We start from the raw sequence: 6,782 nt of genomic DNA, 5'->3' as shown, positions 1-6,782 counted from the left end.
GAATAGATAAAAGTGAGTACTACAAGATATTTAAGTCGTATAAGGAAAATTATAAATATCACCTGATGCCAGATGGAAGCTATTTGGATTTACGAGATAATGATTTGGAGAAGATATTTAAGCTGATAGATGTTTTAGATATATATTCAGATTTAGAAAAAATAAAAATACCAAATAACAAATCTATATTTTTAGATAGTATGTTGGAGGAGTTAAATTTTGTAAGTGGGAAAAAATATGTAGATAATGTCATAAAAAAATACGATAAATTAAATAAAAATATGGAAATTCCAAAAAATTTAAATGCAACTCTTAGAGATTATCAAGTAGAGGGATTTGAATTTTTGAAAACTCTAGCAAATTACGGATTTGGAGGTATATTGGCGGACGAAATGGGTCTCGGAAAAACAGTCCAAACACTAGCTTTTTTATTGTCTGAGCAAAATAAAAAAAGCATGGTCATAACTCCTACAGCTTTGATTTACAACTGGAAAAGTGAATTTGAAAGATTTACTCCAGATATAAAAGTAGTACTTGTGTATGGAGGCAGAGAAAAGAGGCAAAAAATTCTCAAAAATAGAAAAGACTACGATGTGATTTTGACCACTTACGGGACTTATAAAAACGATATCAAAGAATACGAAGATATAGAGTTTGATTACCTTGTAATAGATGAAGCTCAAAACATAAAAAATCCCAATTCAGAGACGACAAAATCAATAAAAAAAATAAAAGCAAAATCTAAATTTGCACTTACAGGAACTCCAATTGAAAATAATCTAGTGGAGCTTTGGTCTATATTCGATTTTGTAATGCCTGGATATCTATATACAAAGGACAAATTTGAAAAGACATTTGTAAACGATGATAAAAATATAGAAGCATTAAAAAATATGATAAAGCCTTTTATCCTGAGAAGGAGAAAAAAAGATGTAATAGACGAGCTTCCAGATAAAATAGAGCAGAAATTCTATGTAGAATTAGACAAAGAGCATAAAAAAGTGTATAAAGCCTTTGTGAGTTTATTAAAAAGACAGATTGTGGAGAGCGATGCAGATAATATGACGCTATTCGCAAATCTAACAAAGCTCAGAATGCTCAGTATATCTCCAGAGGTAGTAGTAAAAAACTACAGAGGAAAAAATTCAAAGCTAGAAATGCTAGTAAAAATTATAAAATCTAGTAAAAATAGAAAGATACTAGTATTTTCTCAATTTACAAAAATACTTGGGTTGATAGCAGATAGATTAGAAAAAGAAAATATAAGCTTTAGCTACCTAGACGGAAAGACAGATGCAAAAAGACGACTTGAGCTAGTAGAAGATTTCAATGAGAATGCTTCTAAAAAGGTATTTTTAATATCTCTAAAAGCTGGGGGAACAGGACTAAATTTAACTAGCGCATCTATGGTAATACATTTTGACCCTTGGTTTAATCCAGCAGTAGAAGACCAAGCAAGTGATAGAGCTCATAGAATAGGTCAAAAAAATATAGTAGATGTCGTAAAGCTAATCTCTAAAGGAACGGTTGAAGAAAAAGTTGTCGCAATCAAGGAATACAAAAAAGAATTAGCAGACGATGTAATAAACACAAATTTAGAAAATAACGAGTCCATAAAAAAATTATCTAGAGAAGAAATTATAGATTTATTTGAAAATATGGATTAAAAGACAAATAATAAAAATTTTCTTATTGACTTATCGATCATTTTATTATAAGATATCTTATTGCCATTTTTCGGAAATAAAAAATACTGGCAGTTTTTTGATATAGATTTAGTATATAAAATGAAAAGGAGACATGATTATGGAACAAAAAAGTAATGATTTGGGGACAGGTAAAATAGGAAAATTATTATTTCAATTGGCAATACCATCTATAATAGCTCAACTTGTAAACCTACTTTACAACATAGTAGATAGAATATTTATAGGTAGAATGGTAAATGGTCAGTTAGCTATGGCAGGAATTGGTATAGTAACTCCTATAGTAGTATTGATCACTGCTTTTAGTGCGCTTGTAGGCTTTGGTGGGGCACCAGTAGCGGCTATAAAAATGGGAGAAAAGGACAATGAAGGCGCAAATAAAATTTTAAGCAACAGTTTTACAATGTGTATTTTAATAGGTTTAGTTTTAACTATTATATGTTATGTATTTAAGACTCCTATTATATATGCATTTGGGGCAAGTCATGCTACTTACCAATATGCAGCAGATTATTTATCAATATACCTTATAGGGACTGTTTTTGTGGAAATAGTTATTAGCATGAATTCTTTTATAAATACTCAAGGATTTGCTAAAATAGGTATGATAACTGTTATAATAGGGGCAGCTTTAAATATAATTTTAGATCCAATATTTATTTTTGGATTAAATCTAGGCGTAAAGGGTGCAGCTCTTGCGACTATAATTTCACAGTTTATATCAGCTATATTTGTACTTAGATTTTTATTCGGAAAGAAGACTATACTTAAAGTAAAAAGGGAATACTTAAAATTAGACAAGAAGGTAGTTAAATCAGTGCTATCTCTAGGTGTATCGCCTTTTATAATGCAAGCTACTGAAAGTGTAGTTTTAATATGTCTTAATAATCAATTGGCGAGATATGGTGGAGATTTAGCTGTCAGCGCTATGACAATAATGACTAGTATGATGCAATTTATAACTATGCCACTTAGTGGTCTTGTTCAAGGAGCACAGCCTATTATAAGCTACAATTACGGCGCTAAGGATTACGATAGAGTAAAATCAGCTTTTAAATTGTTGTTTATTTGCTGTGTAACTTTTGCAACTACAATAGTTGCGTTGATTGTAATATTCCCAAGCTTCTTTGTAAATATATTCAACGGAGACAAAGAGCTAATTGAAATAACTTCATGGTGTATGAGAATTTACTTTATAGGTATACCTGTATTTGGAGTTCAAATAGCATGTCAACAGACATTTATTGCCTTGGGACAAGCTAAGATTTCACTATTTTTGGCATTGCTTAGAAAGATGATTTTATTAGTTCCACTTATATTCATATTGCCTGTGGTTTTAAAAAGTGGATTGATGGCTGTACTTATGGCAGAACCTATTTCGGATGTAACTGCAGGTGTTATAACAGGAACTTTATTTTTTAGATTTTACAAAAGAGAATTGTGCAGCGAAATAGCAGCTTAAATTAAAAAGTCTTCATTGGTCGAAACCAGTGAAGACTTTTTCTAATTTACATATTTTTATAACATACTATGTGCTCTTCTGTTTTGCCGTTGTTATCTATAACTACTAAAAATTCTTTATAGTGGGCATTATGTGGTTTGTAGAATTCGCAAGAGATTACATGCTCGTTATCTTCTAATTCTAAAAATTCGTTGTCTTTTAAAAACTTTCTATCTATTAATTCTAATAATCTATCCAAGCTACTCATAAATAAGCCTCCCAATTTGTTATTTGTGTTTATGTTAAATATATACCCAAATAAACTGTTTTAAATCTAATAAATAATATTTTTATGAGTTTAGATTTAAAAGCTTATTCAATAGTTAGATTAATAATATTATTATTAGAAGTCTTAATTTCTCCAATATAACCTGTTAGATTATAGTTAAAAGCGTCTCTAATTATTTTTAGAAGTTTATCAGAGTCGACGGCATCTTCTCTATAGTAGAAAAAATCGAAGCAATTATTATCGATTATTCTCTTTACAAATTCGACGGGCAAATTGAGATTTATGTATTCTCCGTTAAATGTATTTATATCTATTATAAGTTTTCTCATATATAAAACCTCCTTTATAAATTTTATATACGAAAAAAATTTTTAGAATAAAGTTTTTATAATTAGCAAAAATATTTACTACAGATATGCTTTTATGATAAAATGATTTATTGGAAAAAAATATATAAAAAGGAGTTGTAAAGAGTGTTTAATTATTTGAAGTTCGCCATATTTCAAATTATAGGTTTTATTTCTTCTTTACCGTTGATAAAAAAAATTAAGAAAAATCCAGATAATTACTCTAATGAAGAGAAATTTAAGTTTCTAAAGAAACAAGCCAGTAAATCTTTAGACTTGGTGAATATTAAATTAAATATTCTAGGGAAGGAAAGAGTTCCAAAGGAACCAGTGTTATTTGTTATAAATCACTCTAGTATGCTCGACAGCTTTATTTTGATATCTAGTATACCCAAGCCTATTGGAGTAGTTATTGCGGATGTACCTACATGGAGAAATATCCCAATTGTAAGACACTGGATAGACATAACAAAATCTGTATATATTAATAGGGAAAACAACAGAGAAGGGGTAAAAAGCATCAATAAGTGTGCAGAAAATATAAAGGAAGGTCAAAGCATGGCGATATTCCCAGAAGGAGATTTAACATGGGTTAAAGATCCTAAATCTTTGGTTTCAGATTTTAGAGCGGGAGCATTAAAAATAGCGTATAAGGCAAAATGTCCTATAGTCCCTATGGTAATTAAAAACTCACTAGGTACTTATGACGGATATGAACCTGTAGGAAAAATACATTCAAAGGATGTAGAAATAGAATTTTTAGATCCTATATACGATCATATAGAAAATCCTAGATTAAAAACAGTTGAATTGGCTAAGTCTATAAGAGAAAATATGATAGATAAGATGAAACAATTTCAACAAAAGATAGAAAATAAAACAATTATAGAAGAAATTATCTAAAGATATTTAAAGTACAGGCAAGTAAAATTTGTGATTCTACTTGCCTTTTTGTTTAATGTTTTAGTCTAAATGTATCGCATTTACCAGTTTTCTGAGTGATAAAAACATGTGTCGCATTACAGCCGCCGTATAGGTTATATGTGCAGTTTTTAGCAGAGCAGCTTATGTTTTGGCTATTTGTGAGATTTATATCGCTTATAGATGATATGGATTTTGAATATCCTTCTTTAAACGTGTCGCAGTTTGTTTCGTTAAAGCTAATGGCATCTAAGCCGTTTATCTTTATGTAAGAGGCATAGCAATAGCCTTGATTGTTGTAAGTACAATTAGATACTATACAGTTTAAATTGCTTTTCATAGTAACTCACACCTTTAAATTAAATATTTTCATACCTTTATTATGGTAAAATTTATGTTTTTTAATACCTATTTATGTATTTATTTTAGAAAATTTATAAAAAATAAGATACAAGGAACTGAAAATGCATCTAGTAAAAATGCAGCCACTATCGGAACTACCAAAAACGCATCTTCGCTTTTACCGTATTTATCTGTAAGTGTTGACATATTGGCTAGTGCGTTTGGTGTAGCACCGAGAGTATGACCTATAAGGCCGCTTATAATAATCGCTGCATCGTAGTTTTTACCTAGGAATTTAAAGCATACAGATAAACTATAAAATAAAACAAAAATAACCTGACAAAATACTATTAATACTACAGGTCCTAAAAGACTAGATAGTGTACATATATCTATGCTCATAAGCGCCATAGTCAAAAAAATACCGAGAGATATATTTTGGAGAAAGTCGAAAAATCCAAGGTTAAAATCGAAAAATTTCGTCTTGTGATTTAAATTTACAGTGATTACAGATAATAGCATCCCAATTACAATGTTTGGAATCAAAGCATTTGTCTTTAAATATATAATATTTGATAAAAAGAAGGATATATTCATAATTAACAGCAAAATCAATATATTTTCGAAAAAATCAATGGCTGTAAAACTGCTTTTTTTACAATAGGTGGAGGATTTTTTTATATGAAGGTTATTTTTAGAACATGGGTTTAAGCTGTATTTATGTATTAAATATCTGCCTACTGGAGCACCTAAAAGGCTGCCGGCTATAAGTCCCAAAGTAGCGGATGCAATTCCTATTGTAGATGCGCCATTTACTCCGATACTCTCTATAGTTTTTCCAAATGCCAGGGCGTATCCATGTCCACCCTCCATAGAGACGCTTCCACACATAAACCCAAGTAAAGAATTTATATTTAAAGCTTTAGATAATACTAGGGCAATTATATTTTGGCAAAACCCCAGTACAGCACATAAAATCCAGTATATAAATAAAAGCGAGCTGCCACTTTTTATAGATGAGGTATTTATACAAACACCTATACTTATAAAAAATACAGATAAAAAATAAGGCATCAAAGATGTATCCATAGTTATATTTAGCAAGCCGAATTTTTTTAAAAAGAAAATAAAAACGGAAAATAAAAGCCCTCCTATGACAGGTGTAGGTATACAAAACTTACAGAGTATATTAGATTTATCCTTTATAAAGCCGCCAACTAAATACAAGATTATCGATAGAATTAAAGTAGATATCACATTTAAATTTAAATTAATCATCAAATTACCTCCTTTGTGTGATAATATATTTTTAAGTATTATTAATAGTTATATTAAAGAAAGAGGCATAAAATGAATAAAACAATTGGGATATTAGCACATGTCGATGCTGGGAAGACATCTTTATCAGAACAAATTTTATATCATACAAAATCTATAAGGAGTAGAGGAAGAGTAGATCACAAAAATACATTTTTAGATAATTATCAAATAGAGAAGAAAAGAGGTATAACTGTATTTTCTAAAATAGCTAGATTTTCTTATAAAGAAAACGACTACTTTTTAGTTGACACGCCGGGTCATATAGATTTTAGTGGTCAGATGGAGAGAAGCCTTGATATTTTAGACTACGCGATACTCGTAGTCAGTGGCACTCAAAAGGTTCAGTCGCATACTTCTACAGTTTTTAAATTACTTAAGAAGAAAAAAATACCTACTTTTATATTTATAAATAAAAT

The 6,782-nt window shown here is 29.7% G+C and carries 8 protein-coding genes; 4 read left to right on the top strand and 4 right to left on the bottom strand.

Features of this window, described 5'->3' with window-relative positions; all coding sequences use genetic code 11:
* Positions 1-1,667 (top strand): SNF2-related protein (locus ACI3VO_RS02620; RefSeq protein ID WP_439756422.1); only part of this gene is annotated, 1,667 nt, incomplete at its 5' end.
* A gap of 139 nt (positions 1,668-1,806) precedes the next feature.
* Positions 1,807-3,168: an MATE family efflux transporter gene (locus tag ACI3VO_RS02615; RefSeq protein ID WP_439756421.1), complete on the top strand. Its 1,362-nt coding sequence runs from the start codon at positions 1,807-1,809 to the stop codon at positions 3,166-3,168.
* Positions 3,169-3,214: 46 nt separating this feature from the next.
* On the opposite strand, the gene ACI3VO_RS02610 is transcribed toward ACI3VO_RS02615, so the two are convergent.
* Together ACI3VO_RS02610 and ACI3VO_RS02605 are read right to left on the bottom strand one after the other, a co-directional pair.
* Positions 3,215-3,415: a hypothetical protein gene (locus ACI3VO_RS02610; RefSeq protein ID WP_439756420.1), complete on the bottom strand. Its 201-nt coding sequence runs from the start codon at positions 3,413-3,415 to the stop codon at positions 3,215-3,217.
* Positions 3,416-3,519: 104 nt separating this feature from the next.
* Positions 3,520-3,765 (bottom strand): hypothetical protein, encoded by a 246-nt coding sequence (locus ACI3VO_RS02605; protein WP_439756419.1) that lies wholly within the window; start codon positions 3,763-3,765, stop codon positions 3,520-3,522.
* 144 nt (positions 3,766-3,909) lie between these two features.
* Between ACI3VO_RS02605 and ACI3VO_RS02600 the strand changes: the two genes are divergently transcribed.
* Complete coding sequence (locus ACI3VO_RS02600; RefSeq protein ID WP_439756418.1) at positions 3,910-4,686, top strand: lysophospholipid acyltransferase family protein; 777 nt, start codon at positions 3,910-3,912, stop codon at positions 4,684-4,686.
* Between the two features lie 52 nt (positions 4,687-4,738).
* Here the strand turns inward: ACI3VO_RS02600 and ACI3VO_RS02595 are convergent, their stop codons facing one another.
* Both ACI3VO_RS02595 and ACI3VO_RS02590 read right to left on the bottom strand, forming a co-directional pair.
* Complete coding sequence (locus tag ACI3VO_RS02595) at positions 4,739-5,044, bottom strand: DUF1540 domain-containing protein (protein ID WP_439756417.1); 306 nt, start codon at positions 5,042-5,044, stop codon at positions 4,739-4,741.
* Between the two features lie 80 nt (positions 5,045-5,124).
* Complete coding sequence (locus ACI3VO_RS02590) at positions 5,125-6,324, bottom strand: sodium/glutamate symporter (protein ID WP_439756416.1); 1,200 nt, start codon at positions 6,322-6,324, stop codon at positions 5,125-5,127.
* Between the two features lie 72 nt (positions 6,325-6,396).
* Between ACI3VO_RS02590 and ACI3VO_RS02585 the strand changes: the two genes are divergently transcribed.
* Positions 6,397-6,782, top strand: a 386-nt coding sequence (locus ACI3VO_RS02585) for a GTP-binding protein (RefSeq protein WP_439756415.1), incomplete at its 3' end; no start/stop codon positions are given.

Origin of the sequence: Intestinibacter sp. (assembly GCF_051866655.1) — a bacterium.
Taxonomy (GTDB): domain Bacteria; phylum Bacillota; class Clostridia; order Peptostreptococcales; family Peptostreptococcaceae; genus Intestinibacter.
The sequence above is the reverse complement of the archived record's forward strand: the minus strand, read 5'-3'. Positions and strand labels throughout refer to the sequence as shown.